The organism is Rossellomorea sp. H136 (assembly GCF_056838065.1).
On record NZ_CM166371.1, the window covers coordinates 3,372,334 to 3,398,389 of the forward strand.

At 40.9% G+C, this 26,056-nt stretch carries 29 protein-coding genes and 1 other annotated feature; of the genes, 4 read left to right on the top strand and 25 right to left on the bottom strand.

Translation table 11 applies throughout. From position 1 onward, the window contains the following. Positions 1-287: 287 nt before the first annotated feature. Positions 288-428, top strand: coding sequence for a sporulation histidine kinase inhibitor Sda (gene sda / locus ACYH0O_RS17335; protein ID WP_113970654.1), 141 nt, complete (start codon positions 288-290; stop codon positions 426-428). 122 nt (positions 429-550) lie between these two features. Here the strand turns inward: sda and ACYH0O_RS17340 are convergent, their stop codons facing one another. Then, positions 551-1,333, bottom strand: a complete 783-nt coding sequence (locus ACYH0O_RS17340; RefSeq protein ID WP_482629677.1) for a phosphatidylserine decarboxylase — start codon at positions 1,331-1,333, stop codon at positions 551-553. A 227-nt stretch (positions 1,334-1,560) separates the two neighbouring features. On the opposite strand from ACYH0O_RS17340, the gene pssA reads away from it, so the two are divergent. Continuing rightward, positions 1,561-2,100: a CDP-diacylglycerol--serine O-phosphatidyltransferase gene (gene pssA / locus ACYH0O_RS17345; protein ID WP_482629678.1), complete on the top strand. Its 540-nt coding sequence runs from the start codon at positions 1,561-1,563 to the stop codon at positions 2,098-2,100. A gap of 70 nt (positions 2,101-2,170) precedes the next feature. Here pssA and ACYH0O_RS17350 read toward each other — a convergent pair whose 3' ends face one another. Further along, positions 2,171-2,308, bottom strand: coding sequence for a hypothetical protein (locus ACYH0O_RS17350; RefSeq protein ID WP_172655779.1), 138 nt, complete (start codon positions 2,306-2,308; stop codon positions 2,171-2,173). A 199-nt stretch (positions 2,309-2,507) separates the two neighbouring features. On the opposite strand from ACYH0O_RS17350, the gene sigK reads away from it, so the two are divergent. Next, the gene (gene sigK, locus ACYH0O_RS17355) at positions 2,508-3,224 is read left to right on the top strand and encodes an RNA polymerase sporulation sigma factor SigK (RefSeq protein ID WP_044339577.1); all 717 of its coding nucleotides are present in this window, start codon (positions 2,508-2,510) and stop codon (positions 3,222-3,224) included. Positions 3,225-3,723: 499 nt separating this feature from the next. On the opposite strand, the gene ACYH0O_RS17360 is transcribed toward sigK, so the two are convergent. The 6 genes from ACYH0O_RS17360 to ACYH0O_RS17385 all read right to left on the bottom strand — a co-directional run bounded on the left by ACYH0O_RS17360 (position 3,724) and on the right by ACYH0O_RS17385 (position 8,619). Continuing rightward, positions 3,724-3,864, bottom strand: a complete 141-nt coding sequence (locus ACYH0O_RS17360; RefSeq protein ID WP_482629679.1) for a YrzI family small protein — start codon at positions 3,862-3,864, stop codon at positions 3,724-3,726. 855 nt (positions 3,865-4,719) lie between these two features. Then, on the bottom strand, positions 4,720-4,959 hold the full coding sequence (locus ACYH0O_RS17365) for a YrhC family protein (protein WP_482629680.1): 240 nt from the start codon (positions 4,957-4,959) through the stop codon (positions 4,720-4,722). A gap of 102 nt (positions 4,960-5,061) precedes the next feature. Next, positions 5,062-6,198 (bottom strand): bifunctional cystathionine gamma-lyase/homocysteine desulfhydrase, encoded by a 1,137-nt coding sequence (locus tag ACYH0O_RS17370; RefSeq protein WP_482629681.1) that lies wholly within the window; start codon positions 6,196-6,198, stop codon positions 5,062-5,064. Positions 6,199-6,200: 2 nt separating this feature from the next. After that, positions 6,201-7,124, bottom strand: coding sequence for a PLP-dependent cysteine synthase family protein (locus ACYH0O_RS17375; protein ID WP_482629682.1), 924 nt, complete (start codon positions 7,122-7,124; stop codon positions 6,201-6,203). A gap of 148 nt (positions 7,125-7,272) precedes the next feature. After that, the gene (gene mtnN, locus ACYH0O_RS17380) at positions 7,273-7,965 is read right to left on the bottom strand and encodes a 5'-methylthioadenosine/S-adenosylhomocysteine nucleosidase (protein ID WP_482629683.1); all 693 of its coding nucleotides are present in this window, start codon (positions 7,963-7,965) and stop codon (positions 7,273-7,275) included. Between the two features lie 15 nt (positions 7,966-7,980). After that, entirely contained in the window at positions 7,981-8,619 is a 639-nt protein-coding gene (locus tag ACYH0O_RS17385; RefSeq protein WP_482629684.1) for a class I SAM-dependent DNA methyltransferase, read from the bottom strand. Between the two features lie 195 nt (positions 8,620-8,814). Between ACYH0O_RS17385 and ACYH0O_RS17390 the strand changes: the two genes are divergently transcribed. Continuing rightward, positions 8,815-9,021: a DUF2536 family protein gene (locus tag ACYH0O_RS17390; RefSeq protein WP_482629685.1), complete on the top strand. Its 207-nt coding sequence runs from the start codon at positions 8,815-8,817 to the stop codon at positions 9,019-9,021. A gap of 50 nt (positions 9,022-9,071) precedes the next feature. Here ACYH0O_RS17390 and ACYH0O_RS17395 read toward each other — a convergent pair whose 3' ends face one another. The 17 genes from ACYH0O_RS17395 to ACYH0O_RS17475 all read right to left on the bottom strand — a co-directional run bounded on the left by ACYH0O_RS17395 (position 9,072) and on the right by ACYH0O_RS17475 (position 25,138). Then, positions 9,072-9,776, bottom strand: a complete 705-nt coding sequence (locus ACYH0O_RS17395; RefSeq protein ID WP_482629686.1) for a YrrS family protein — start codon at positions 9,774-9,776, stop codon at positions 9,072-9,074. Positions 9,777-9,913: 137 nt separating this feature from the next. Next, the gene (locus ACYH0O_RS17400; RefSeq protein ID WP_482629687.1) at positions 9,914-11,671 is read right to left on the bottom strand and encodes a peptidoglycan D,D-transpeptidase FtsI family protein; all 1,758 of its coding nucleotides are present in this window, start codon (positions 11,669-11,671) and stop codon (positions 9,914-9,916) included. A gap of 99 nt (positions 11,672-11,770) precedes the next feature. Continuing rightward, on the bottom strand, positions 11,771-12,247 hold the full coding sequence (gene greA, locus ACYH0O_RS17405; protein WP_482629688.1) for a transcription elongation factor GreA: 477 nt from the start codon (positions 12,245-12,247) through the stop codon (positions 11,771-11,773). A gap of 177 nt (positions 12,248-12,424) precedes the next feature. Continuing rightward, entirely contained in the window at positions 12,425-13,060 is a 636-nt protein-coding gene (gene udk, locus ACYH0O_RS17410; protein WP_044339568.1) for a uridine kinase, read from the bottom strand. 5 nt (positions 13,061-13,065) lie between these two features. After that, positions 13,066-14,343: a peptidase U32 family protein gene (locus ACYH0O_RS17415; protein ID WP_482629689.1), complete on the bottom strand. Its 1,278-nt coding sequence runs from the start codon at positions 14,341-14,343 to the stop codon at positions 13,066-13,068. A 37-nt stretch (positions 14,344-14,380) separates the two neighbouring features. Then, the gene (locus tag ACYH0O_RS17420) at positions 14,381-15,310 is read right to left on the bottom strand and encodes a peptidase U32 family protein (RefSeq protein WP_482629690.1); all 930 of its coding nucleotides are present in this window, start codon (positions 15,308-15,310) and stop codon (positions 14,381-14,383) included. Next, the gene (locus ACYH0O_RS17425; protein WP_482629691.1) at positions 15,307-15,954 is read right to left on the bottom strand and encodes an O-methyltransferase; all 648 of its coding nucleotides are present in this window, start codon (positions 15,952-15,954) and stop codon (positions 15,307-15,309) included. The genes ACYH0O_RS17420 and ACYH0O_RS17425 overlap by 4 nt, the downstream gene beginning before the upstream one ends. Positions 15,955-16,153: 199 nt before the next feature. Further along, positions 16,154-17,293 (bottom strand): endolytic transglycosylase MltG, encoded by a 1,140-nt coding sequence (mltG, locus tag ACYH0O_RS17430; protein WP_482632602.1) that lies wholly within the window; start codon positions 17,291-17,293, stop codon positions 16,154-16,156. Positions 17,294-17,458: 165 nt separating this feature from the next. After that, positions 17,459-17,749, bottom strand: a complete 291-nt coding sequence (locus tag ACYH0O_RS17435) for a DUF1292 domain-containing protein (protein ID WP_482629692.1) — start codon at positions 17,747-17,749, stop codon at positions 17,459-17,461. A 14-nt stretch (positions 17,750-17,763) separates the two neighbouring features. Beyond that, the gene (gene ruvX / locus ACYH0O_RS17440; RefSeq protein WP_148969767.1) at positions 17,764-18,180 is read right to left on the bottom strand and encodes a Holliday junction resolvase RuvX; all 417 of its coding nucleotides are present in this window, start codon (positions 18,178-18,180) and stop codon (positions 17,764-17,766) included. A 3-nt stretch (positions 18,181-18,183) separates the two neighbouring features. After that, positions 18,184-18,450 (bottom strand): IreB family regulatory phosphoprotein, encoded by a 267-nt coding sequence (locus tag ACYH0O_RS17445; RefSeq protein WP_034757362.1) that lies wholly within the window; start codon positions 18,448-18,450, stop codon positions 18,184-18,186. An 83-nt stretch (positions 18,451-18,533) separates the two neighbouring features. Then, the gene (gene alaS / locus ACYH0O_RS17450; protein ID WP_482629693.1) at positions 18,534-21,167 is read right to left on the bottom strand and encodes an alanine--tRNA ligase; all 2,634 of its coding nucleotides are present in this window, start codon (positions 21,165-21,167) and stop codon (positions 18,534-18,536) included. Between the two features lie 62 nt (positions 21,168-21,229). After that, positions 21,230-21,457: a binding site (T-box leader), on the bottom strand. Between the two features lie 76 nt (positions 21,458-21,533). Further along, positions 21,534-22,613 (bottom strand): AI-2E family transporter, encoded by a 1,080-nt coding sequence (locus ACYH0O_RS17455; RefSeq protein ID WP_482629694.1) that lies wholly within the window; start codon positions 22,611-22,613, stop codon positions 21,534-21,536. Positions 22,614-22,980: 367 nt separating this feature from the next. Beyond that, positions 22,981-23,112 (bottom strand): YrzQ family protein, encoded by a 132-nt coding sequence (locus ACYH0O_RS17460; protein WP_082051298.1) that lies wholly within the window; start codon positions 23,110-23,112, stop codon positions 22,981-22,983. Positions 23,113-23,127: 15 nt separating this feature from the next. Further along, positions 23,128-23,313 carry a hypothetical protein gene (locus tag ACYH0O_RS17465; RefSeq protein ID WP_034757353.1) on the bottom strand — a complete coding sequence of 62 codons (186 nt, stop codon included), beginning with the start codon at positions 23,311-23,313 and terminating at the stop codon, positions 23,128-23,130. Between the two features lie 204 nt (positions 23,314-23,517). Further along, the gene (gene bioB / locus ACYH0O_RS17470; protein WP_482629695.1) at positions 23,518-24,519 is read right to left on the bottom strand and encodes a biotin synthase BioB; all 1,002 of its coding nucleotides are present in this window, start codon (positions 24,517-24,519) and stop codon (positions 23,518-23,520) included. Positions 24,520-24,541: 22 nt separating this feature from the next. Further along, positions 24,542-25,138 (bottom strand): biotin transporter BioY, encoded by a 597-nt coding sequence (locus ACYH0O_RS17475; RefSeq protein ID WP_149156382.1) that lies wholly within the window; start codon positions 25,136-25,138, stop codon positions 24,542-24,544. Positions 25,139-26,056: the final 918 nt, after the last annotated feature.

The window sequence follows — 26,056 nt, forward strand, 5'->3', positions numbered from 1 at the left end:
TATATTCCTTGAATTCCATATTTATTCCCAAAGAGAATAAATATTTTTCGACAAATTTCCAGAGGCTTTCATGGTTGTGGATAACCTTATTCACATTATACAAGACATAAACATCGCTTATTTACCAGTTATATACAAGTTAGTCACAACTTATCCACCGTGAACTGTGGATAACGGAACGCTTGTTCTAAAAAAACAAATTTGGTAAAGTTTAATTACTACTTAAAAACGTACTAACATTATGTTTCGAAATACAAAAAAGATGATGATTATTGGAGGTGGCATTAATGAGGAAATTATCGGACGAACTGTTGATTGATTCTTATTTTAAAGCGTTGGAGTTGAAACTCAATACAGAATTCATTCGCCTCATCGAAATGGAAATTCACCGTCGATCTCTTACTAATAAAATAAAAGCTTCATCGTAGAATACTAACATGAAATGGGACGGATTTGTTTGAAATCCGTCCTCTTTATATAAGGATGTTTTCGTAACTATGTGACTGAGCAAGTAGTGGTTGATTTCCGCTTCAATCTTTAGAAAGCAGCGTTATTTAATGAAATCTCCAATCGTTTCTCCTACCGTCACATTTCTAGGTACTTCTTTATTCAGAGAGAATCGGAACGTACTTTTTTCAAAAAGTAGAATGACGGTGGAGCCGAAGCTGAAGTACGCGACTTCTTCGCCTTGTTTCCATTCTTTCCCCTCATGAACATAATCAACGCTGTTGACAAACATGGCCCCTACTTTTACGACAGCCACTTTGCCCTTTACATGTTGAAGCTCCGTAATCGAACGGAAGTTTTTTGAAAGGGCTTCTTTTCCGTACGTCAATCCCAGTTCATTGACCGGGTAGGAGTGCTGTCCCAGTGACCACCGCTTTAGAATCGCGCCTGACACCGGGCTGTGAATGCGGTGATAATTCGCAGGGCTCAAATAAAATACCGCGAATTCTCCCCCACTATAATCAGAAGCTTTTCCTTCACTACCAAGCATATCAAGAATGGAGTAGGGCTTTCCTTTCACTTCAATTACAAGGTCATCGGAAATGCTGCCGGTATCGGCCAATAATCCATCGACTGGACTGACTGCTTGTTTCTCACTATATTTCACGGTCCTTGCATCTTCTTTCAAGTTTCTTATAAAGAAATCATGTAGCGTTTTATAGTCAGCAACTTGGCCTTCTATTTCATCCACATTTATTTTGTACGTTTTGATAAATGATGAAATAAATGGGCGACTCAAAGGAGACTGTACAAATTTCCTGATCATATAAGAGGACCATTTTTTATTTGTTAGTTCGATAAACAGACGATAAATGGATTGCTTCATTAATATCCCTCACAAATTTCTAAAAAACGATTAACTTTAACAGTTTAATAAGTATATAATAAAATGTTATTATATACTATATTTATAAGAATCTTTTTTCACTGTGGGATTTAACATATATTGTTATGACCGTTCCAATTGTATCTGCAAGCGTATGTAAAGTGAATATTTCAGCCAGAAAACATGTTCAGTAGTGAACAAACTTTTTCAAAGGGAGTGAGTGATGATTGTTTCTCTCCGAAGTCGTCGATCAAACATTTAAAAAGCTAAAAAGTCAAACGGCCAACCTCATTACTTTGTCCAACTTATCATTAGGTGGATTTGCTATTATTTCAATACTTCATAATCAATTAAACCTAAGCTTGTTATTGATTTTCATCGCTGCCTTAACAGACCGCTTCGATGGGATGGTTGCGAGGAAAATGCACATTGAGTCAGAGTTAGGGAAACAGCTGGATTCCATGAGTGATATCATTTCATTCGGCATAGCTCCTGCCCTGCTCCTGTATATAGCCGTTCTTAATCAGTATGACTTTCCGGGGATGTTTTTCACCATATTCTATATAGGGTGTGGCGCATTTCGATTAGCCCGCTTCAATATTTCAGAAAACGACGGCTACTTTACGGGATTGCCGATCACCGTAGCCGGATGTTTACTGACCCTGTGCTACCTGGCTATCCCGTTTGTTTCAGGTGTGCTGATTTTATGTATAACAATCACTCTAGCTGTATTAATGATAAGCCCTTTTACATTGAAGAAGATGTAAGAGCTATGACAGAGCCCTGTTCACTTTGTGAACAGGGCTCTGTCAAATTATAACTGTTATGCTTGTCAGACTAACAGTTATTGTAGTACCACCATCCACCGAATAGGAAAAGTAAGATTAGTAATACAACGACTAGAGCGAAGTAGAATCCGCCACCACCATAATAACCTGGATAGACTGGTCCATAACAAGGGTATCCATACGGCATTGCAATACCTCCTCACCTACTTTTGCTACTAGTATATGTTTATAGGGAAATAGCGTATAGGCAGTTTCCAACATTATTACCCGGAATCCCCCGGAAAGAAAGTTTGCGTTTTCTTTGATTACTTTCCAGGGACATGCAAGGACATCCCTTTCGTAACATATGAATGAGTATAGGCTTAAGTCCTAATGGAGGTGTGAATATGTCTGGAGTTCTAACGGCACTGGGGTATTTCTTTAAAGAGTTAATTTTCCTCGTTTCTTACGTAAAGAACAATGCATTCCCTCAACCTCTATCTGCAGCAGATGAACGAAAATATTTAAGGCTGATGGCAGAAGGAGATGAGCATGCCCGAAACATGCTCATTGAACATAACCTGCGATTGGTTGCTCACATCGTCAAGAAATTTGAAAACACAGGCGAAGATCCAGAAGACCTTATTTCCATCGGGACCATCGGATTGATTAAAGCGATTGAAAGCTATTCAGAAGGAAAAGGCACAAAGCTTGCCACCTATGCAGCAAGATGTATTGAGAATGAGATTCTTATGCATCTTCGTGCACTAAAGAAGACGAAAAAAGATGTATCTCTTCACGATCCTATCGGTCAAGATAAAGAAGGAAATGAAATCAGCTTAATTGATATCTTAAAGTCTGAGAGTGATGATGTCATCGATACGATTCAATTAAGTATGGAACTTGAAAAGGTAAGAAAATACATTTGTGTGCTGGACGAGAGGGAAAAAGAAGTGATCGTCGGGCGATTCGGATTAGACTTGAAAGAGGAAAAAACACAACGGGAAATTGCTAAGGAATTAGGAATCTCAAGAAGCTATGTTTCACGAATCGAGAAAAGGGCACTCATGAAGATGTTTCATGAATTTTATCGTGAGGAAAAAGAAAAACGGAATAAATCATGAAAAAAGCGATCCAGACTCGGATCGCTTTCTTTTATTCTCTATTCTACACTGACTTCAGCGGCAATAATCAGACCAATCACAGATGTTACGACCAGACCCATTATCATTGGAAACATCGTAATCTCTCTCCCTCTTTAGCAGTCATTACTACCTTCTCTACTTACTATTAATGTATCACGAAAAGCCCGATATTCCCCTCTCATTCGTGACCAACTTATTACTAAAGATTGACAGAACTGTGTCTGCCTTAGCCCCTCGTGACCTCAAATAAATACAAAGGAGGACACCCTCCAAAAAAAGGCATCCTCCTCATTCATTCTATTTCTTATCCTGCTTCTTCTTTTTATGGAAGAAAGCCGACCAAAAAACAATATTTAAAAACATCTTTCCACCCACCTTTTGTTTCGTTAGGCAGTATCCTTCTCTACCCATAGCGCATTAAGCATTTTCTCCTGTACATAAATCATCTTTCATTCTCCTCTCCATTTTTTAGATATCATTAGTACAATTGCGACATGTATTGGTTCTTGGTTTTCGTTTCTTCATAGGATTTTGAAACCGTTTCATTGTGCGTCGCTTCTTCAAACGTTTCTTGTTTCTTATTGAACGTTACCGTTATAAATAAAAGATTAAGTGTCATACGTATCACCCCTTTCAAAGTGCCTGCAGAACTGCAAGGCATACTAAAAAGCCACAAAGATACCGATCCTTGTGGCACAAATAAGCCACAGGAACCTACATTCTCCCTGTGGCTATCATTTAATGGATTTAAAATTAAGCGTAAAGCATCCCACAAGTGGTCGAATGATGAAAACAATATGAAGTTGTGTCTTTTTTTCGAATAAGCACGAACATTTTCTTCGACCTCCCTCTTGTGATTTTTTTCTTACATTGGTTAGTATATCCAATTTTCACAGTAAAGTAAACCACTTTCTTCATTATTTTTTCTACAAATTTCCACATGGTTCTAGAATGTTCTTTTTTCAGGTTTATGATTTTTAAAACATCTGATCTGCCGGTGCTCTGTCAATGAGGATTGTGCTTGATGGTGAGGGGAACTGCTTCGCTTTCCGCGACCGTTCTTCCGCAGGAGTCTACGCAGTTCCCCTCACCATCTATAATAGATTTTCGTGAAAGAGCTTAAAGATCAGAATAACAAATTATAGAATGTATAGGATATCAATTCCAATGATTCAATGTGGCAATAAGAAGAGTAAACATTGATTAATGACCGGTTTATGAGTTACCAATAGATGTTTTGTGCTTTCATTGCAGATATTTTTTTTAGAAACAAATTTTATACTATAGGAACTATTTTTGATTACATAAAATAATTAGCACAGAGTGGAGCGGAAAGTAACGGTCCGGGTTTTCGCACTTCACTCATATAAAAAATGAATTTACTTTTTGGGAATCTATTCAAAACTCACCGCCAGCACCCTTTGAAAACGACATGAAAAAAACGAGTCCTCAATGAGAACCCGCTTTAAATGATTTATTCATCTATAGATTGCAGATCTTTTTTGTATTTGATCGCTTTTGTAAAAAATATAAGTGACAATCCGAGTAATACGACGGTCCCTGACATGAGGGTGATCGTTTTACTTGGTGTGACGGTTTCTGTTGGAATAATAACCCCTAAATACATAAAGACACTAAGTGCAAGTAACGTAAAACCAAATCGTTTGAAGTCGTTCATTTTTTGTCGAATGGTTCTTTTTTTTGCGTTTTTCATGCGCATTCACCTACTTTAGAACTAGTAAACTCTCATTCTATGGTAACATACAGAAGCATATCAGCTACCATGTAATTGATACCAGTTCTGCCAGTAGACGAATTACTTGGAAAGGGCATTTTCAATATCTTCAATCAGGTCCTCTACGTCTTCAAGACCGACAGAGATACGTACCAAACCGTCGGTGATCCCTAACTCATTTCGGCGATCTGCCGGAATTGAAGCGTGAGTCATGCGGGCAGGTACCGAGATTAAACTTTCTACTGCGCCAAGACTTTCAGCTAATGTGAAGTATTTGGTGTTCGTGAGCAGACGATCGGCATTTTCTTCACTTCCTACATCAAAGGAAACCATTCCCCCAAAGCCGGATGCCTGTTTCTTGGCTATGTCATGGTTCGGATGCGTTTCTAATCCCGGATAGTAAACCTTTGATACTTTCGGGTGTGATGTAAGATACTCGACTATTTTCTTCGTGTTTTCTTCATGTTCTTCCATTCTCAGCCCTAAGGTTTTAATGCCACGAATCAGTAACCATGAATCCTGTGGTCCAAGAACTCCGCCAGTTGAATTCTGTACAAAAAATAACTCTTCAGCAAGCTCTTCGGAATTCACAACGACCAGTCCTGCTACCACGTCACTGTGTCCGCCGATATATTTAGTTGCACTGTGAAGAACGATGTCTGCTCCCAGGCTGATTGGATTTTGCCAATAAGGCGTGCTGAATGTATTATCCACAATTGTCAATAGATTGTGCTTCTTGGCTAGGGAAGCCGCTGCCTCGATATCGGTAATTTTCAGCAGTGGATTCGTTGGTGTTTCAATGTATACAGCCTTTGTATTCGGTTGAATAGCACGTTCCATATTGTCGATATCACTTGAATCAACGAAAGTGGATTCGATGCCGATGCGGTTTAAGACCTTGGTCATGACACGATACGTTCCACCATACACGTCGTCCGTCATGACTATATGATCTCCGCTATTGAACATCATCATAACCGCCGTAATAGCTGCCATTCCCGATCCGAATGCAAAGCCTTTTTCTCCGCCTTCCAGATCTTTAATCAACTCTTCAAGGGCATGTCTTGTCGGGTTTCCTGAACGTGAATATTCAAAGCCTTTATGCTTTCCTACTTCATCCTGTTTATACGTACTCACCTGATAGATGGGAGTGGATACAGCACCTGTTTGAGGATCTGTAGGGATACCGCCGTGAATTAGTTGTGTTTTCTTTTTCATGATTAGAGTCCTCCTTCATATATTTTCTTACTTAAATAGCGCTCACTCGAGTCCGGGAAAATCGTGACGATATGTCCTCCCGGCTCTGCTTCTTCCGCTTCCTGTAATGCAGCATGCAGTACTGCACCAGAAGAGCTTCCGACCAGCAAGCCTTCCATCAGCGCAAGCTCTTTTACTCGTTTAAAAGCATTGTCGTCCGTCACGGTATGGATGCTATTAAAATAGCTTGAATCCATATAGTGAGGTAAGAATTCCATGCCGATTCCCTCTGTTTTATGGGGTCCTGATGTTCCACCGTTCAAGATGGAGCCTTCAGGTTCAACAATGACTGTTTTGATGTCCTTATTTCTTTCCTTCAGGTACTGAGCAGTCCCCATGAAGGTTCCCCCTGTCCCTGCTCCTGCAACAAATGTTTGAATGTTGCCATCCATCTGATTCCATAGTTCAGGTCCCAAAGTTTTATAATACGTCTCCGGATTCGCCGCATTCCCAAATTGCTGCGGAGAATAAGAGTTCGGGATTACCTTTACCAGTTCATTTGCTTTTGCAATGGCCCCCTTCATTCCTTCCTCGGTTGGGGTATGAATGATTTTAGCGCCTAATGCTTTCATAAGCTCCTGCTTTTCGATGCTGAATTTTTCTGGTACGCAGAACATGACATTGTATCCAGAATTCACAGCTGCAAGAGCCAGGCCGATTCCCGTATTCCCAGCAGTCGGTTCGATGAGAGTGCCTCCCGGTTCTATTTTACCGTTACGGATGGCATCTTCCAATAATTCCCTTCCTAGACGATCCTTCACACTACCTCCAGGATTGAAAAATTCCAGCTTAGCAAAGAGGCGAACTCCTTTCTTTAATGGGAAGTTTGTAAGCTCGACAATCGGTGTATTCCCAATCAGGTCATGTACGCTGTTATACACGTCCATGTATTCAATCCTCCTTCATAAAAAAAGCTGACTCCATGAACCGATCCTGTCCTCAAATACATATGATTGGAGTGCTCGCCTGAACACCATCTGTTCCGTATGTTTTGATGAGAATGTTGGTACCCGGGTCAGCCGTATTTTCCTTGTATTATACAGACTTTACAATGCTCATAACCATTTTGGCAGAGTGGAGGGCTGCCTTTTCTAAATATTGTTCGAAGGAAACATCTGATTCCTTGCCGGCAATATCAGAAAGAGATCGGATGATGACAAATGGTACGTTGAATTGATGAGCCACTTGCGCAATGGCGGCTGCTTCCATTTCAACTGCTTGTAATCCGGCGAATTTGTCACGGATCGCTTCCACACGCTTAGGATCATTCATAAATGAATCTCCTGTGGCGATCAATCCTGACACGACTTGTGCATTTCCAAGTTCCTTCACGCTATCAATGGCTGTCTGCATTAATTTCTCGTCTGCTGTAAATGCGGCAGGAAGCTGTGGTACCTGACCGTATTCATATCCAAAAGCCGTCACATCCACATCATGATGCCTTACCTCTGTTGAGATGACAACATCACCAACATTTAGCGAAGGATCGAATCCTCCGGCTGACCCTGTATTGATGATGCAATCCGGTTTATAATGCTGCAGAAGAACGGCTGTTGACATCGCTGCATTCACCTTGCCGATTCCTGAGCGAAGTAAGATCACTTCTTTGTCTTTCATCGTTCCACTTGTATATTCACACCCTGCAATTGTTTCCACTGTCGGGTTTGAAATATTTTCTCTAAGTAAGGCTACTTCTTCTTCCATTGCTCCAATGATGGCGATTTTCATTACTAAAACCTCTTTCTACTGTTTAGTCGCCTCCATAATCCACACAAAGGTATTTACTTGCTTAAAAGTGACTGAAAACCCATTCTGGTCCAATAATTCCCTTAGAACATCCAAGGTAGTGTAATATTCCCGTTTTAAATCTTCAGCCAGGTTGTAATACTCTTTTTTGATTGCTTGGGATATGGCGGCTTGATAGTGCTGATCCGTTTCAAACATCGTATCGGCAAATACTATTTTACCACCATGTGCTAGGAGCTTTCCATATATGCGAAAAGCTTTTCCCTTTTCTTCATCTGTTAAGTGATGAAATGCATAGGAGCTCACGATGGAATCTGCCTTTCCTTCTAAAGAAAAGTCGAGGAAATCTCCATCCATGAACGTGACCTCTTTTCCAAGCTTCTGCATTCCAATGGCTCTCATTTCAGGGGAAGGCTCGAAAGGAACCACTTCAAGTCCTCCGTCCAGTAATCTCCTGGTCAAGTTTCCTGTCCCCGGGCCAAATTCAACGACTCTTCCCTTTGAACGGGAAACTACTTCGTCAAGAATAGATTCATAGTGCTCGAAAACTGCTTGATATTCAACGTCTTTCCCCGTTACTGTATCGTCATAAGAATCTGCCCAATCCTGGAACAAATCCAAAAATTCTCTACCCATGGTTAAGCACCTCAGCTACATTAAGTTTATAATTCCTATAAACATACTATGAATTAAAATAAAAACTGTTATTAAATTATCATATTCTTTGAATGAATTCAACAAATAATAATTGTAAAATCCGTTTTCCCGCTCTAAAATAAGGGGGGATAACCTGTCTGTAAGGAAATCACAGTATTAGAGGAGGATAAACATATGAATATTTCATTTGACTTAATAGAAGATAAAGTGGAGTTTTTTGAAGCAGATAGTTTACGAACATTGGAAAAGAAGGTGGATGAACAAATCCAGCATAATAAAGCAATCATGCTGAGCGTTCATCATGTAAATCATGTCGTTTCGATTGATGAAAATGGCAGAAGATTGTATAGCGCGGCGGTTCATTTTAAAGTAAAAAAATAATTCAAAAAAGGCTCTCCCATTTAATGAGGAAGAGCCTTTTTCATCACATATTAATCTTTATCATTTTCCTCTAATTCCTGCACTTTGGTAGGCTGCCATCCTTTGCCGTCCACCCATTGCAGATAAACCCTGTATGGGGTTTTTGTATCTTTAGCCGTCACGGTAGCCATGGACTTCTGAGGACCGCCATTCCCTTCCATCCACCAAACGGTCATGTTGTCTTCAGGAATGCCTGTTGCATAAGAGGTAGCCTTGATTTTTTCCTGCCAGTCTACAGTGCCTTCATCATATATAGACACGTGTTCACCGGTTTGCTCAGTTCCAACCGGCTTCCAGTCAGGATGCACCATTGTTTTCTTCACGTTGGGTTCGTCACTATCTTCGACTTTTAATTCGCTTTGTTCTTCACCTTCTAATGCAACAGTATCCTCTTCATCAGAAGCTTTGTCTTTTTGTTTTTCTTCATCTTTTTTCTTTTCTTCGTCTTTTTTATCTTCATTATCTTTTTCCTCAGATTTTTTATCCTCATCTAAAGAAACAGATTTATCGTCTTTTTCAGCATTCTTATTGCCTTTGTCCGAGTCTTTTGTTTCTGTATCAGCAACGTTAGATGATGCCTTCTCATCGCCGCCTCCCATCACTATTGTTGCTCCGACAACGACTATCAATAAAAGTACGACTGCGATCATTATGTTCAAAATTTTATTTGAATTCTTCTTGGATCGTTTATCTAATCGAGATTGGTATTTCGCCATTACGTTCCCTCCCTATTATCCTAAACATTTTAACACGATTAGAGGAAAAGAATAAAGCGAAACATTATCCATCTCAGTTGGTTTTATCTACTTTCATAAGAAAGGGAAAAAGGTCGCAGGACCATTGTACATCAGGGTTAATTATTCTCTAGATTATAAATGGCATCTACGCTATCTTTGAAAATCGGGTAGATCCCACCCTCACCGATCTTCACATCCATGTTGACGGCAACGAGGGAGTATTTGGGATTTTCAAAGGGGAAATATCCGGCGAACCATTTATTGTATAATTCATTTTCCTTCGTTTTTTCTCCACGATAATTCCCTGTTTGGGCCGTTCCCGTTTTACCGGCAATGGGGTAGGCTGCTGTTTGTAGATAGGGAGCCGTCCCCTCGGGAGAATTTACTACTCCTCTTAAATACTGCTGAAGCTTCATGGCCGTATATGGAGTGATTGTTTCACCCTTAGCCTCCTGTTTGGGGAAGGAAAACATCTTTGTTCCGTTTTGGTACTCGACTGCAGATACGGCACTAACTTGATATTTTTCCCCTCCCCTGGCGATAGTGGCCATCATATTAGCCATACCAAGGGGGGTGACTCGAACTTCCTGTTGTCCAATGCCAGTTTGAGAAACAAGTTTTGGTTCATTTCTATGTTCTTCATTCGCGAAAATCCTTCCTTCACTCACTTGAAGCTGAGGAAAGCTTTCATAATGAAAGACATTTCCTTTCCACGCAATGTCTCCAATCAAGCCGATCTTTTCAGCATACTCATCAAGAAGATGGTCATCCTTCTCCGTTAGTTCATTCGCCAAATCCGCAAACGTTCGGTTACAGCTGACAGCGATACTCGTTTTAATATTAATGTTCCCATGGGGTTTTTCCGCAGGACCACCTAGAATATCTTCATCACATGCAAACAACCTGCTTTCATCCACAATCCCTTCGTCCATGGCTGCAGCGGCGACAACGGTCTTAAATACGGATCCGGGGATCAACGCTTTCAGCATGTAGTTTGTTGCCCCGCCACTAAACGGGTCACGGCTTTTCATCGAAGGTCTTGATACGCTGGCAACGATTTCACTTTTTTCAATATCAAGGAGCAGTAATCCTCCCTTTTGAATGTTATACGTATCGGCGACTTCTTCCAATGCTTGCTGCATCCTCGCATCGATTGTCGTTTTCACATTAAGGGGGTAGAAGGGATTGGCAGGGGCCAGGTATTTCACGTCTACACCGAAAAGCGGACCACCGATTGCATCCACATGATAGATCAGCTTTGCTTCTTCCTCTGCGACCAGCCACTCATCAAAGCTTTCTTGAAGGCCGGACACGCCAATTTTCTGATTCGCTCCTTTTACTTTATCAGGATAACGCTCATGAAACACCTCTGTATTTTCTCCTGTTACGCCGATCAACTGAGAAGCAGGGACTTCGATGCTTTTAAACTTTTTTGTGAGTGCAAAGACTCCTTGGATTTCAAGGGAATTAATGTCACTCATTTGGCTTTCCGTCAGCTGTAGTGGTTCTTTTCCGCCAAAGATGATCGGCCCTTTCGCTTCCTCTAGCTTTGATAGGATTGTTTGAGGTGGTACATGAAGAATATCTGCCACTTTTTCTGCAGGCCAGTCCATTTTCTTCAGGAAAGGAAAAAGAACAAGAACATTTTTCTCCGTATACGTAAGTGGTTCCCCGTTCCGATCAAGAAATTCTCCCCTGCCTTCATCGATCACCAATTGTTGCGTTCGTTGAGATACACTTTCTTCGAGAAGATTGATTTGATGTTTCGAATAGGATTCTGTTTGGAATAATTGCAATTGCATCAGTCTAGCTGCTAGCGCAAAAAGAGCAAGTAATAAAAAGATACTGAGCAACCTGATTCGTTTTCGTTTCATATTGTCACCTCGTCCCCATTGTTGACGAGTTTTATGTGAAATAATCTTATTCACAGCATAAAAAAAGAAGAGACTCGCTAATGAGTCCCTTCTACATGATCAGCTTACTTCTACGATCTTCACATTCATTTCTCCACCTGGAGTTTGAACGCTTACTTTCGCGCCTACTTTATGACCAAGAAGGCTTTTCGCGATAGGTGAATCATTTGAAATTTTCCCTTCAAATGGATCCGCTTCTGCACTACCAACGATTGTATATGTTTCTTTGTCTCCGTCCGGCAGTTCAACGAACGTTACTCTTTTACCCAATTGTACTGTATCTGAGTTCATATCATCTTCTTGAATGATTTTCGCATTGCGAATCATGTTTTCTAAAGTGGAAATACGACCTTCAACAAATGCTTGTTCATCTTTGGCTGCGTCGTACTCTGAGTTCTCGGATAAATCTCCAAAGCTTCGGGCGATTTTAATACGCTCAACGACTTCTTTACGTTTAACCGTTTTCAAATTCTCCAGTTCTTTTTCTAACTTCTCTTTACCTTCTGCTGTCATCGGAAATACTTTATCTGTACTCATGACCCTCTTCACTCCTTCTTCTATCTAAGAGCTTCCCGTACTCTTTATGTAAATGTCATTTGCTAGTTATGTAAAGGTAGGGAATGGAGAGAGAATTTATTCTCTCTCCATTCCCTGCTTCTTTACAATGTGGGAAAATGTAAAATCTACCTATATGTCTTTATCTATGCTATCGTATTACAAAAATGACTTTTGTTCAAGAATAGTTTGAATTTTTGTTACCATTAAATCGATTGCCACGTGATTATGACCACCTTCTGGGATGATCACGTCAGCATATCGCTTCGTCGGTTCAATAAACTGATTATGCATAGGACGAACAACTGTAATGTATTGATCAATGACGGAATCAATGGAACGTCCCCGCTCTTTAATATCGCGAAGCATTCTTCTGATGATGCGAAGATCAGCATCTGTATCTACATATAGCTTAATATCCATTAAGTTACGCAATCTTTCATCTTCTAATACTAAAATTCCTTCTAAAATAATAACATCTTTCGGTTCAACGAGGATGGTGTCGTCAGAACGGGTGTGCATTTTATAATCATAGACCGGTTTATTTACAGGTTGATGATCTAGTAGACCGTGCAGATGTTGAATTAATAGATCATTATCAAATGCTAATGGATGATCATAATTCGTTTTTAGGCGTTCCTCAAAAGGTAGATTCGATTGATCTTTATAATAATAATCCTGCTGCAGCATTAAAATCGAATGACCTTGAAATTGTTCATATATGGCTTTGGTAACACTAGTTTTACCTGAGCCGGATCCTCCTGCTACACCAATCACAACGGGTTTATGCTTCATAAGTATTAGGTGTTCTCCTTTCGCATCATGTTATCAGGATATACTCTCTGATGAACCTTGAATTTCACAATTTGTAATGGGTGACGGGCAACATCTAGCTCATTTCCTTTTTCATCCCACATCTTCTCCACAACTTGCGTAAAGTTTGAGATCTCAGGACCGAAAAATTCTACTTCTTGTCCTATTTTAAAATGGTTTCTTTGTTGAAGGGTGACGATTTGTGTTTCTTCGTCGTAATCTAACACAAGTCCGACAAATTCATAATTTGTGTTTTTCTTATTATGAACACCAAACATTTGCTCCTTGAAGCCTGGAACTCCCTCAAAGAACGCTGGAGCTGTTTCACGATTTGCACATTTATCAAGCTCTTCCAGCCATTCTTGCTGAATCGTAAAGTTATCGGGATCTTTACAGTATTCATCAATCACTTTACGGTATACGCTTACGACAGTGGCTACGTAGTGAATGGACTTCATACGTCCCTCGATTTTCAGGCTGTCAATGCCCAATTCAATCATTCTCGGTATCGATTCAACCAGCTTCAAATCTTTCGGGCTCATGGCAAATGGTGCATCACCATTGTCGTAAAGAGGATTTTCATTTTCTCCGTCGACTTCATATAAATCGTAATCCCAGCGGCATGATTGACAGCAACCGCCACGATTTGAGTCACGGGCCGTCATATGGTTACTTAATGTGCAGCGGCCGGAGTAGGCAATACACATGGCCCCATGGATAAAGGTCTCGATTTCAATATCTACCTTTTCTTTCATTTCACAGATTTCGTCGCCGCTCGCTTCACGTGCCAATACCACTCTGTCAAGTCCTTCTTCCTTCCAGAACTGGACTGCTTTCCAGTTTGAAAGGGACTGCTGGGTACTTAAATGCACTTCCACATTTGGTGCGACTCTTCTACATGTTTCTATGATGAGTGGATCAGCTACAATAATCCCCGCGACTCCCGCCTCCTGAAGTCCACGTAAGTAGTCTTCAAGGCCATCCATATTCTCATTATGGGCATAGATGTTGGTTGTTACATAAATCTTTGCGCCATAACTTCTCGCAAAATCCACGCCCTCTTTCATTTGTTCGAAGGTGAAGTTCCCGGCATTTGAGCGCAGGCCGTATTCCTGTCCGCCAATATAAACTGCATCTGCACCGTAATGGACAGCTATCTTCAATTTTTCCAGATTACCGGCAGGAGCCAGTAACTCAGGTTTCTTCACAATGACACGTCTTCCATCTACTATCTTGGATATGTTTTTTTTCACAACCGTGGTCATCGTAACTCCTCCGTTCTGATCAATCTTCATTTCATTCTTAATACACCGTTTCTTTAAAGAAAAATCCAGTATCCAATGGACGATTTTCAGGTTGAAGGCCTTTCGCTTCTTCTAAAAATCCGTCTTTTTGCTTGTCATATTGTACTTCGTCTTCTACACATAGATCAATGGCTTTACGATATAGTTTCGTCACTTCTAATATATAGTCTGATGATTTCTGGACCCCATCGATTTTGAAGGAATCAATGCCGGCTTCGATCATTTCACCCAGTTCATCAACAATGCACATATCATTCGGACTCATAATATGAGTGCCGTTCTCATCTTCATAGATTGGGTATTTATTATGACGTTCTTCATCGTGCAGGAACATATTACGTTGTTCTTTACGGTTTTCAATCTCCATCGCCTTGCCTCTATACTCAAAATAATTACCTAGTAATGAGCGTTTTGATTGGAACATGCAAGTCATTCCGTGGACCTGGACCTCGATTTCAACTTCTGCATTCTCTTTCATCTCCACGATGGTATCCATGCTTAATTCCCTGGCCAGGACAGCGCGTTTCGCCCCTTTTCTCCCCCAATAATTACACGTATACCAATTGGTGGCGGTCGTTTCCGTGTTCCAATGAAGCAACATATCCGGTGCCACTTCACGGGCAGCCATTAAAACAGCAGGGTCACCGAACACGACCGCATCCGCGCCAGCTTCTTGAAGAAATGCAATATAGTCGTCAAGTTCAGAAATTTTATCATTGTGGAAAAGGGCATTCATGGCTACATACACTTTTTTACCGTGTTTGTGAGCAGCTTTGATCGCTTCCGCTACATCTTCTCTTGAAAACTCTCCTGCAAGCCTTAAGCCATACCTTTGTTCACCGATCATAAACGCATCCGCTCCCGCCAATGCTAACGTTTCGATATCAGAAACAAAGACAGGGGTCACGAGTAATTCTGGTTTTTTCATGAGCGATCACCTCTTTTTTTACTGATGGCAATGCCGTCTCCAACGGGTAAAATACTCGTATCAAATTGCCCATGATTCATGAGCCATTTATTATAATTCTTTAATTTTTTGACCATGTTCCGAATTCTTTTCTGTTCTACTTCTTCTTGGGCGACAAGTCCCTTAAACAGGACATTATCCGAGTAGACGACCCCTTCTTTTGATAGCATTTCAGAGTAGAGTTCAAAGAATTTAAGGTATTGTCCCTTAGCGGCATCTATAAATATGGCATCAAAAGGACCGTGCTTTTCCACTTCTTCGCCGAGCTCCAAGGCATCACCGAATAAAGTTACGACCCTCTTTCCAATCTCAGAACGAGATAGAAAGCTCTGCGCTGCGTCGAACCTTTCTTGGTCACGTTCAAGGGTAACGATTGTCGATTGAGGAAGAGCCTCAGCCATTCTGAGAGCGGAATACCCAATGGCAGTCCCAATTTCCAAGATGCGCTTCGGTTGTTGTATACGTAACATCCCCAGCAATGCTTCAATCCCTACCAGCTCCATAATCGGTACGTTATGAGCTTCTGCATATTGCTCCATCTCAGCAAGTAACGGGGGACGTTCTTTCACGATTGATTCTATATAGTGAATAACCTGTTCGTTCATAAATAAGCCTCACGATCATGTTCATAAGTGGTCCCGGGTAACGATCCATTCTCAGACAACATGAAAAGAAGAAAGCTACAATGAGCTTTCTACTTCACACACATCTTCATAAAGATATCGCCCGTATATAAAAATAACTTGTACTATTTTACCACATAGATAAGAGGAAAGCGAATATTTCTTTCCTCTTATCACCGCTCTATTCTTCTTTGTTCGTAATGTACTTCGCCTTTTTCTCGTTATGCTCCTCTAATGTTTCAGAATAATAAACGGATCCATTGGCAGAAGCCAGGAAATAGTAATACTCTGTTTCTTCCGGTTCCAAAGCCGCTTCAATCGAAGACACACCTGCATTCGCGATCGGACCTGGCGGTAACCCCTTCACTTTATATGTGTTATAAGGTGAATCCACTTCAAGATCTTTGTAGACGGTTCTTTTTTTATGTTTCCCTAATGCATAAAGCACTGTAGGATCGGTTTGGAGAGGCATACCTTCCTCAATACGATTATAGAAGACACTTGAGATTTTTCCCCTGTCTGCTTTTTCTGTTGCTTCTTCTTCAATGAGGGAAGATAACGTAAGAAGCTCATGGGCCGTGTATTCCCTATCTGCCATCGCTCCCTCATATTGAGCGAGGACTTCGTTCGTTTGGGCAATCATCTTCGTTAATATCGCTTCTAAAGAAGGCTTTTTCTCATAAAAAGGGTACGTCGCAGGATAGAGATATCCTTCCAAAGGACGTTTGATTTCTTTTTTTAATATTTCATCAGTTATCAATGCCGGATATTCCTGTTTTAATTGCTCGAGCCATTTCTTATCATTTAATTTATTTACAATTTCTTCTTTTTTGTATGGGGATTTATCAGCAATAAGCTCAGCGATTTGATCTAATTGCAGTCCCTCAGGTATGGTAATCTTAAATTCTGCTTTTCTCATTACCTTCCCTGTTTTTAAGCTATTAACAATTTCATTTAATGTCATGGAAGGGGTCAAATCATAAGATCCTGCCTGAAAACCTGATTCATTGTTAAATTTCACATAGTACTTAAAGACAGTGGAATTCTTGACAATTCCCTCTTCCTCCAGAATGTTCCCGATGGATGTCACTCCAGAGCCTATAGGTATTTCGACTTTTACTGGTTTCGTATTGTCCGGATCCACGGGTTTTAATGCTGAATTTACGTAAAGGTACCCACCGATGGCCGTTCCTCCAATAATGATGACAAGACAAAGTATGACAAGTCCTACTATTTTTCTAATGACCTTTGCCTCCTCTTGTCTTTCAAGTAGTTTTTTCCTAAGTGTTTCTTTTATATTTCCGTTCTTTTCCAAAGCTATATTTCCCCCTTTCGAGCAAAAAAGCGGGATATCCGTTAAAGGTAATTCGACATCATCTCCACTATTATACAATATTTTGCACAAAGTGAAACAGGGACCTGCAAAAAGGTGAATTTTTTGTCCCTTTTTGCGGTCCCTGTTTCTTATGAAACTATAGCTTATTGCTTATTCTGCGTCTTCTTCTTCGTCTAAGAAAGTGTTTAGCATTTCTTCGATCATGTCCCACTCTTCTTCAGATTCAATCGGCTTTAATTCGCCTTCTTGACCTTCGTCTCCCGGAAGGAAAGCAGAAGCGTGAATTTCAATTTCTTCTTCGTCGTTTTCATCTGCTCCCAGTGGATAGTAAAGAACATATGATTTATTGAATTTATCTGACTCAAACGTGAAAAGAACCTCGCATAATTGTTCATTTCCTTGTTCGTCAACTACTGTAATTTGTTTTTCTCCGTGTTCCATGAACATTCACCTCATTATTTTTGGCTGTCAAGATATCCTTGAAGGATCATCATCGCAGCCATTTTATCAATTACTTTCTTACGTTTCTTCCTACTTACATCAGCTTCTAAAAGGACTCGTTCCGCTGCCATTGTACTCAGTCGTTCATCCCAGTATTTAACGGGAAGGGATAACTCTTGCTGAATTAATTCTCCATAAGCTTTAGACGCTTCCCCCCGGGGACCAATAGAGTTGTTCATATTTTTAGGCAATCCGACTACAACTGTATCCACCTGGTACTCTTCGGCAAGTTCCTTTAATCGGTCGATCCGGAACACACCTTGATCTTCGTCAATCTTAATCGTTTCAATTCCTTGAGCGGTCCAACCAAGCTCATCGCTAATTGCGACTCCCACTGTTTTAGAGCCGACGTCTAAACCCATTACACGCATGTATTATCCCTCTTTATGCTGTTTCAAATACGATTTGACTAATTCTTCGATGATTTCATCACGCTCTAAACGGCGGATGATATTTCTGGCATCTTGATGCCTAGGAATGTAAGCAGGATCTCCAGATAATAAGTACCCTACGATTTGATTGATCGGGTTGTACCCTTTTTCTTGAAGAGCATCATGAACTTGCAGGAGTACTTCCTTCACGTCATGTTCGAACGGCTCCTCTGAAAAATCAAACCGCATCGTTTTGTCAAAAGAACTCATTTTTAGCACCTCTCTTTAGGCTTGTCTTTTTGACAACCGAATTGTTAATCGTTACCTACATTGTACACCACTTTCACACGGAGTTAAATGGATTTGACCCATTCTTCTACAATTTGCAGGGCTTCTTCTACTTTTTCCGGGTGTTTACCCCCAGCTTGAGCCATGTCCGGACGGCCACCGCCTCCTCCACCACAGCGTGAAGCTACTTCTTTAACAAGTTTTCCAGCATGATATCCCTTTTCGACTAAGTCCTTCGTAACTCCTGCAATGATCGTAACTTTATCGTCACCAGTAGTTGCCAATACAATAACACCGGAGCCCAATTTCTGTTTAAGATCATCCATCATTGTACGTAATCCATTGCTATCTCCTACAGCCACTTTCGCGGAAAGAACATTCACCCCGTCAATGACTTTGACTTGATCCGTTAAGCTACCTGCTTCTATGTTTGACAACTTTGCGGATAATGATTCATTTTCTCTCTGAAGCTCTTTCATTTCTACTAATAAAGAGTCAATCCGATTGACGACTTCTTTAGGATTCGCTTTAAGTTTGCCTGCTACTTCCTTCAGTTGAGTAACCTGATCGTTCAACACTTTGTAAGCATTCTCCGCTGTAACAGCTTCGATCCTTCTTGTACCTGCTCCGATTCCACTTTCTGAAAGAATCTTAAATAACCCGATTTCAGACGTGTTCGAAACATGACAACCACCACATAGCTCTAAGCTATATTCTCCAATCGATACAACGCGAACCTCTTCGCCGTATTTTTCTCCGAATAAAGCCATCGCTCCCATGGCTTTTGCCTCTGATAATGATTTAAGAGCTGTGTTAACTGAAATAGCCTTCCAAACCTTCTCATTGACGATGGTTTCGATTCGCTCAATTTCTTCCTGGGAAACAGAACCGAAATGAGAGAAGTCGAATCGCAGGCGATCTGGTTCCACTAAAGAACCTGCCTGGTTTACATGTTCTCCAAGTACATCTTTCAATGCCTGATGAAGGATGTGTGTAGCTGTGTGATTTTTCTCCACTCTTGTTCTGGATTCACGGGACACTTTCGCAAGCACCTGAGCATCTTGCTCTAACGTACCCTCTTCAATGATGGCAGAGTGAAGGTTTTGGCCATTAGGCGCTTTCTTGACATTTGTCACCAAAACTTTCACACCCATAGCTTCAATGTACCCTTTATCGCCGATTTGTCCGCCGCTCTCTGCGTAGAAAGGTGTCTGGTCCAGGATGAATTGACATTCCTGTCCTTTATCAACTCTCGGCTGACGTTCATTGTCAACCAACAGTTCAAGAACAGTAGCAGTCGTTTCTAAAGTCTCATACCCTACAAAGCGACTTTCTACCGTGATGTCACTAAGGACTCCACCCTGCACCTGCATGCTTCCTACATCCTGGCGAGCCGATCTCGCTCTTTCACGCTGAGCTTCCATTTCTCTTTCAAAACCATCATGATCAACTGTTAATCCTTCTTCTTCTGCATATTCTTCCGTTAATTCAACCGGGAATCCGTACGTATCATACAAACGGAAGACATCCTCACCAGGAATGATCTTGTTACCTGCAGACTTTTGTACCTTGATGATGGAAGAAAGAATAGCAAGCCCCTCGTTCAATGTTTCGTGGAAGCGGTCTTCTTCATTTTTCACTACTTTTTGGATGAATTCTGCTTTTTGCTTCACTTCCGGATAGAAATCAACCATGATTTCAGAAACAACCGGCACCAATTCATACATGAATGGACGGTTGATTTCAATTTGTTTCGCAAATCGAACCGCACGGCGAAGCAGTCTTCTTAATACATAGCCGCGGCCCTCATTGGAAGGAAGAGCTCCGTCACCGATCGCGAAGGAAACCGTTCTGATATGATCTGCGATGACCTTGAACGCTACGTCGATGTCATTGTCTTTACCGTAGGACTTACCGGAAATTTCTTCAGTAGCTGAAATGATCGGCATAAATAAATCAGTATCAAAGTTTGTTGGTACTTCCTGAACGACACATGCCATACGTTCAAGTCCCATACCGGTATCAATATTCTTCTTAGGAAGCGGAGTGTACGTTCCGTCAGGGTTATGATTGAATTGTGAGAACACAAGGTTCCATACCTCAAGATAACGATCATTCTCTCCACCCGGATATAATTCAGGGTCTTCAGGATTGTTCCCATATTCCGGCCCGCGATCATAGAAGATTTCTGTATTCGGGCCACTTGGACCTTCCCCGATATCCCAGAAGTTCCCTTCGATGCGAATGATTCGTTCTGCCGGTACTCCTACTTTTTTGTTCCAGATGTCAAATGCTTCATGATCTTCGGGGTGAATGGTAACGGAAAGCTTCTCGGGATCAAAGCCGACCCATTTCTCGTCGGTCAAAAATTCCCAAGCCCATTCAATCGCTTCTACTTTAAAATATTCTCCGATCGAGAAGTTTCCAAGCATTTCGAAAAATGTGTGATGGCGTGCTGTTTTCCCTACGTTTTCAATATCATTGGTTCGAATCGACTTTTGGGCATTCACGATCCTTGGATTTTGAGGGATGACACGTCCATCAAAATATTTCTTTAATGTCGCTACCCCACTATTGATCCATAAAAGGGACGGATCCTCATGCGGAACCAATGAAGCACTTGGTTCCACCCCGTGTCCTTTTTCCTGAAAGAAATCTAAAAACTTCTGACGAATTTCTGCGCCTGTTAATTTGTTCATTTTCAAGCTTCCTCCTTTATATGTATGGTTAAAAAAGAATACAAAAAAGCCCTCATCCCTAAAACAGGGACGAGAGCTATTCTCGCGGTACCACCCTGGTTATGAATAAAGGAAAGCCCTTCCGCTTTTCTTATATTCATCCCTCAAAACACCTTAACGCGGATAGACGGCAGGCTTTACCTGCACTCAGGATTAGCATTCGGTTATCCTTCATCTAAAATCCCTTACAGCCTGGGGGATTCCTCTCTGGTAGATGGGCTATAACGTACTCGATCCTTCATAGCTTTCATTTTATACGAATACTTGTATATGTTGGATTATAGAAATATTCACTGTATTTGTCAATGTTGATTCTTATTTTTTCAGTTAATCTTCCCCTGATGCATGAATGAAATGGGTTCGGCCATGTAAAATCGCTACTTTTACCACAGCTAAAAAAGGTACTGCAACAATCATTCCGATCACACCCCCTACTTCACCACCTAGGATAAGGGCAGCCATAATAAACAGTGGATGCATATGAAGGCTTTTTCCGACAATGAGGGGCGATAAGATATTCCCCTCCAAAAATTGGAGTACTATGACCATGATGACGACATATATCATCATATTGACAGAGATCGTACTTGCCACAATGGCAGCAGGAACGGCTCCGATAATCGGTCCGAAATAAGGTATTACATTGGTAACTCCAATGATCAATCCGAGGATCAAGGGATATTTCATACCGATCAACCAGAGTGTTAATGCAGAAAGTCCCCCAATGAGCAAACAAACTAAAAGCTGTCCCCGGATATAACCTCCCAGCGATTCATCCACATCCTTTGAGAATGAAATCGCGCTGTTCCTCCATTTGTTAGGAGTGAGCTGCCACAGAAATTTTTTCACTTTCGTAATATCCTTTAATAAATAAAAGGATACGAAGGGAATAATCGCAACAAGCAGCAAGCTGTTCATAAACTTCATCACAGTGGCCAGAACGACTGCGACAAGCCCCGTCAACCAGGCTTCGATCCGGTCAATTCTTTTCTCTAATTGAGATTGTATTCCGTCAGGCCAAGTGGAGGTCTCGCTTTGTACATAGTCAAGCCACTTCTGGTACTGTTTTGTAAATAGTGGCGCATTCTCTGATAAATCTTTCAACTGATGTATGATGATCGGAGTTCCCTTATAGACCGCGTATCCTAATCCTCCGAAGAAAAGGATGTAGATGAGCATGATTGCTATTCCTCTATGAATGCCAGCCTCATGGATTTTTTCTACTATAGGATGAAGCAAATAGGCAATGAATCCCCCTATCAAGAAGGGAAGGAGCGAAAAGAACAATACTTCCAGGACCGGATGCCATACTGGCTTTAATAAATAGAGAATATATAGGAATAAAGCAAGAATAAGAGCAATTGAAAGTCGGTACAACCATTTGGCATAGGGTCGCTTTTCCATCATCACCACCTCCTTCTCTTCTTTCCTAGTGTTGGAATGTAGGAGGGTTTTTTATTCATTGGACAGAAACAAAAGCGTGGTTGGCGGCTTGGGCATACCCGACAATAAATCGATGGGGACGGAAGGAGCGAAAGTCTTTTCGCTGATATTATTGATATTCCGCTGATAAAACTGAGATTTCGCTGATATATTGGGAATATCGCTGATAAAACTGAGATTTCGCAGATAAAACAAAAATTCCGCTGATATCCAAATAACAGCTGGCGATTTCAATAAAAATTTATGATTTTTTCTAAATATTTAAGTTCTCTTCATTTAAATAACCAAGAAAATAAAAAAAGACTGACCCGAAAGTCAGCCTTTTTAGCTGTTAAAAAAGTTTCTTTACTTGTTTACGAATTCGTTTCATTTGTCTTTGGTTCATCATATTGGATCTTTGAGAATAGATAGAAGCAGCGATTCCTGCTCCAAAACCAACGATGGATGCAAATGTTTTGTTCAAGAAAGACACCTCTTCCTAGCTTAGTCGGCGTTCTTCCTCATCAAACAAGTCGTCTAAGGAGCTCAGTGATCCATCCTCTTCCACTTGATGAGTATGAATGACTCCCTTTGACAAGGAAAGCTCTATATAGCAACCCCAACAATAATATTGGTTGATGCCGATCTTTCCGATATCTTTGCTCTGACAATTTGGACACTTCATCGGTAAGGTTCACCTCTATTACACCAAAACCTGGTGTGTATTCCCTACCATCATGACCAATCCGAGCTGATTATATACTTGTTCAATGAGAATATCCGCCCAAACGATGTTTGATCACCGTTCTTATATAGTGTGGGATATTTTCTTGATTTCATAAGGAGTAACCTTTTCCAAAGCACCCACCTAAATTTATTTATTTCATTTTCATGATGTTGCATGCTCACTTACTTCCTTCACATAATCAACCTCAAACCCCAGGTCTTCAAGCATTTGATGATCTGCTGTCCCTTCCTGACCGGCTGTCGTTAAGTAATCACCAACAAAAATCGAGTTGGCTGGATAAAGTCCCAGTGGCTGTAAACTGCGCAGATTCACTTCCCGTCCCCCTGAAATACGGATCTCTTTTGTCGGGTTGATAAAGCGCATTAAACAAAGGACTTTTAAACAATACCTCGGATCGAGGTCATTTGTTCCCTCAAGAGGTGTACCATCAATGGCATGTAAAAAGTTCACTGGAATGGAGTCGGCATCCAGAACCTTTAAGCTGCGGGACATATCAACCACATCCTGCAATGTCTCTTTCATGCCGACAATGATTCCGGAACAGGGAGAAATCCCTTGTGCTTTCGCTTGTTCAACGGTATTCACCCTATCTTCATATGTATGGGAGGTGGTGATGTTTTCATGATGGTTCTCTGAAGTATTGATGTTATGGTTATAACGATCCACCCCTGCTTCTTTTAACCGTTTCGCCTGATCGTCTTTTAATAAGCCTAAACAAGCACATACTTTTAAGTTATATTGCTCTTTGATTTCCTTTACTGCTGAAACCACATGATCGACTTCACGATTGCTCGGTCCCCTTCCACTCGCCACAATACAATATGTTCCCACATTTAGCTGATGAGCATTTTCAGCTCCTTTTAGAATTGTTTCTTTATCCACCATGCGATATTTTTCGATCGGAGCATTTGAAACAATGGACTGTGAACAATAGCCGCAGTTTTCAGGGCATAAACCTGATTTCGTATTGATGATCATATTTAATTTCACTTTGTTCCCATAATAATGTTTTCGAATCAGATAAGCGCTATGCAATAATTCCAGAAGCTCGTCATCCGGACTTTGTAAAATCGATAAAGCTTCTTCATTTGTGATTTCTTCTCCCTCGATCACTCCAAATGCCATTTCCTTCCACGTTTTCATATAAAATTCCTCCCCCTTTAGTTTAAGCCGCTCTATTTATATTCTTAAATGTACTCTTAGATAGGACCGATTTCTCCAGACGATGAGCCATTATTCCAGCACACACGGCTAATATGATATCCTTAGGTAAAGGAACCACCATCCAGGCCCATGCAAGTTTATATGTAAATCCTTCAGGAGCTGCAGCCCAAAGCTTGTACGCTGCGTACATCCAGTTTGTACCGACCACATAATTGACCGCCATCCCGACTAGTGCTGCGAAAATGTAGACCTTTACACCTTTATGTTTTTCTACGATTTTACCTGTAATGTAAGCTGTGAAAATAAACGAAACGATAAATCCGAATGTAGGGCTCACAATAGAGGATAACCCTGCTCCAAATCGTGCAAATACAGGAACACCCACTAATCCTACCAGTGCGTACACTGTCATGGAAATCGCCCCCACCCTGCTTCCAAGGATCGCTCCTGCTAAAATGGCGAAGAACGTTTGTAACGTAATGGGAACACCGCCCACTACCATAAAAGGTACGAATGTCGTGATGTTGGCACCTATCGCCATAAGTGCAACAAACATCCCTGCCAGTGTAAGATCGATTGTCCTTAATTTTCTGTTCATCTGTCTTCCCCCATCTGTCTTTTTTCTACAAGATAAGGATATCGCTTTCTTTAAATATATGTCAACTTAATTTTATTTTAAGTTAACATTAATTGTTATCAATAGGCTCTTTTCGCAAAGATTGTTGATCTTTTTTAACAGAAGATCTACTTGGGCTATGTCCATTCGTGTGTGCTGGATGGTGAGGGGAACCGCTCCTTGCAGCTAGCGTTCGGCCGAGCCTCCTCAGCTTAGCCGAAAGGGGTCTCTGCACGTCCGTACTTCCGCAGGAGTCTACGCAGTTCCCCTCACCATCTATAAGAAAATCTTGTGACAGAGCTTAAAAGTGACGAAATCAAACTATAGAAAACAGAATTTCAGTACTCAATTGAAAATCGACCACTGCCCTTCACTAGAGGTTATTTAACGCGGAGCAAAAAAGAATATCTACTGATAAGATTATTTTCGATCCTATTTTTTTGTCATTCAAGGAAAGGATTTAGCTTATCCTGCAGTTAACATTTGTACCATACATGGACCAATCAAAGGAATTGTTTAACCATTTGAAAGTAAGTTCAATACTCTTCCAAATTATGGGTTAAAATAAATTTTTTTTATTCTTTTGTAGATAATTTATTTACCTATACTTATAGGCAGAAACAATGTAGTAGCACAGAGTGGATTGTAGCGGAAGGCACTTGACTCCCTCGGGAAAAGTTATTATGTCAGGGCTTTGAACCGTATTATTCTCTTTATAAAATTTTTTTTGCGTGACGTTAACCAGTTTTATTCCCTTCATTTTTCATTTGTTCAAAATAAAGGGAAATATACTTACGCGTTGCGTTAAGAGACTGGAAGGATCTCCCTTAAATTCATTATGGGCACTTTTGATCTCTGCTTATTAGGTGGACTCACCCTCCCATATCTCCTGGCATCTTG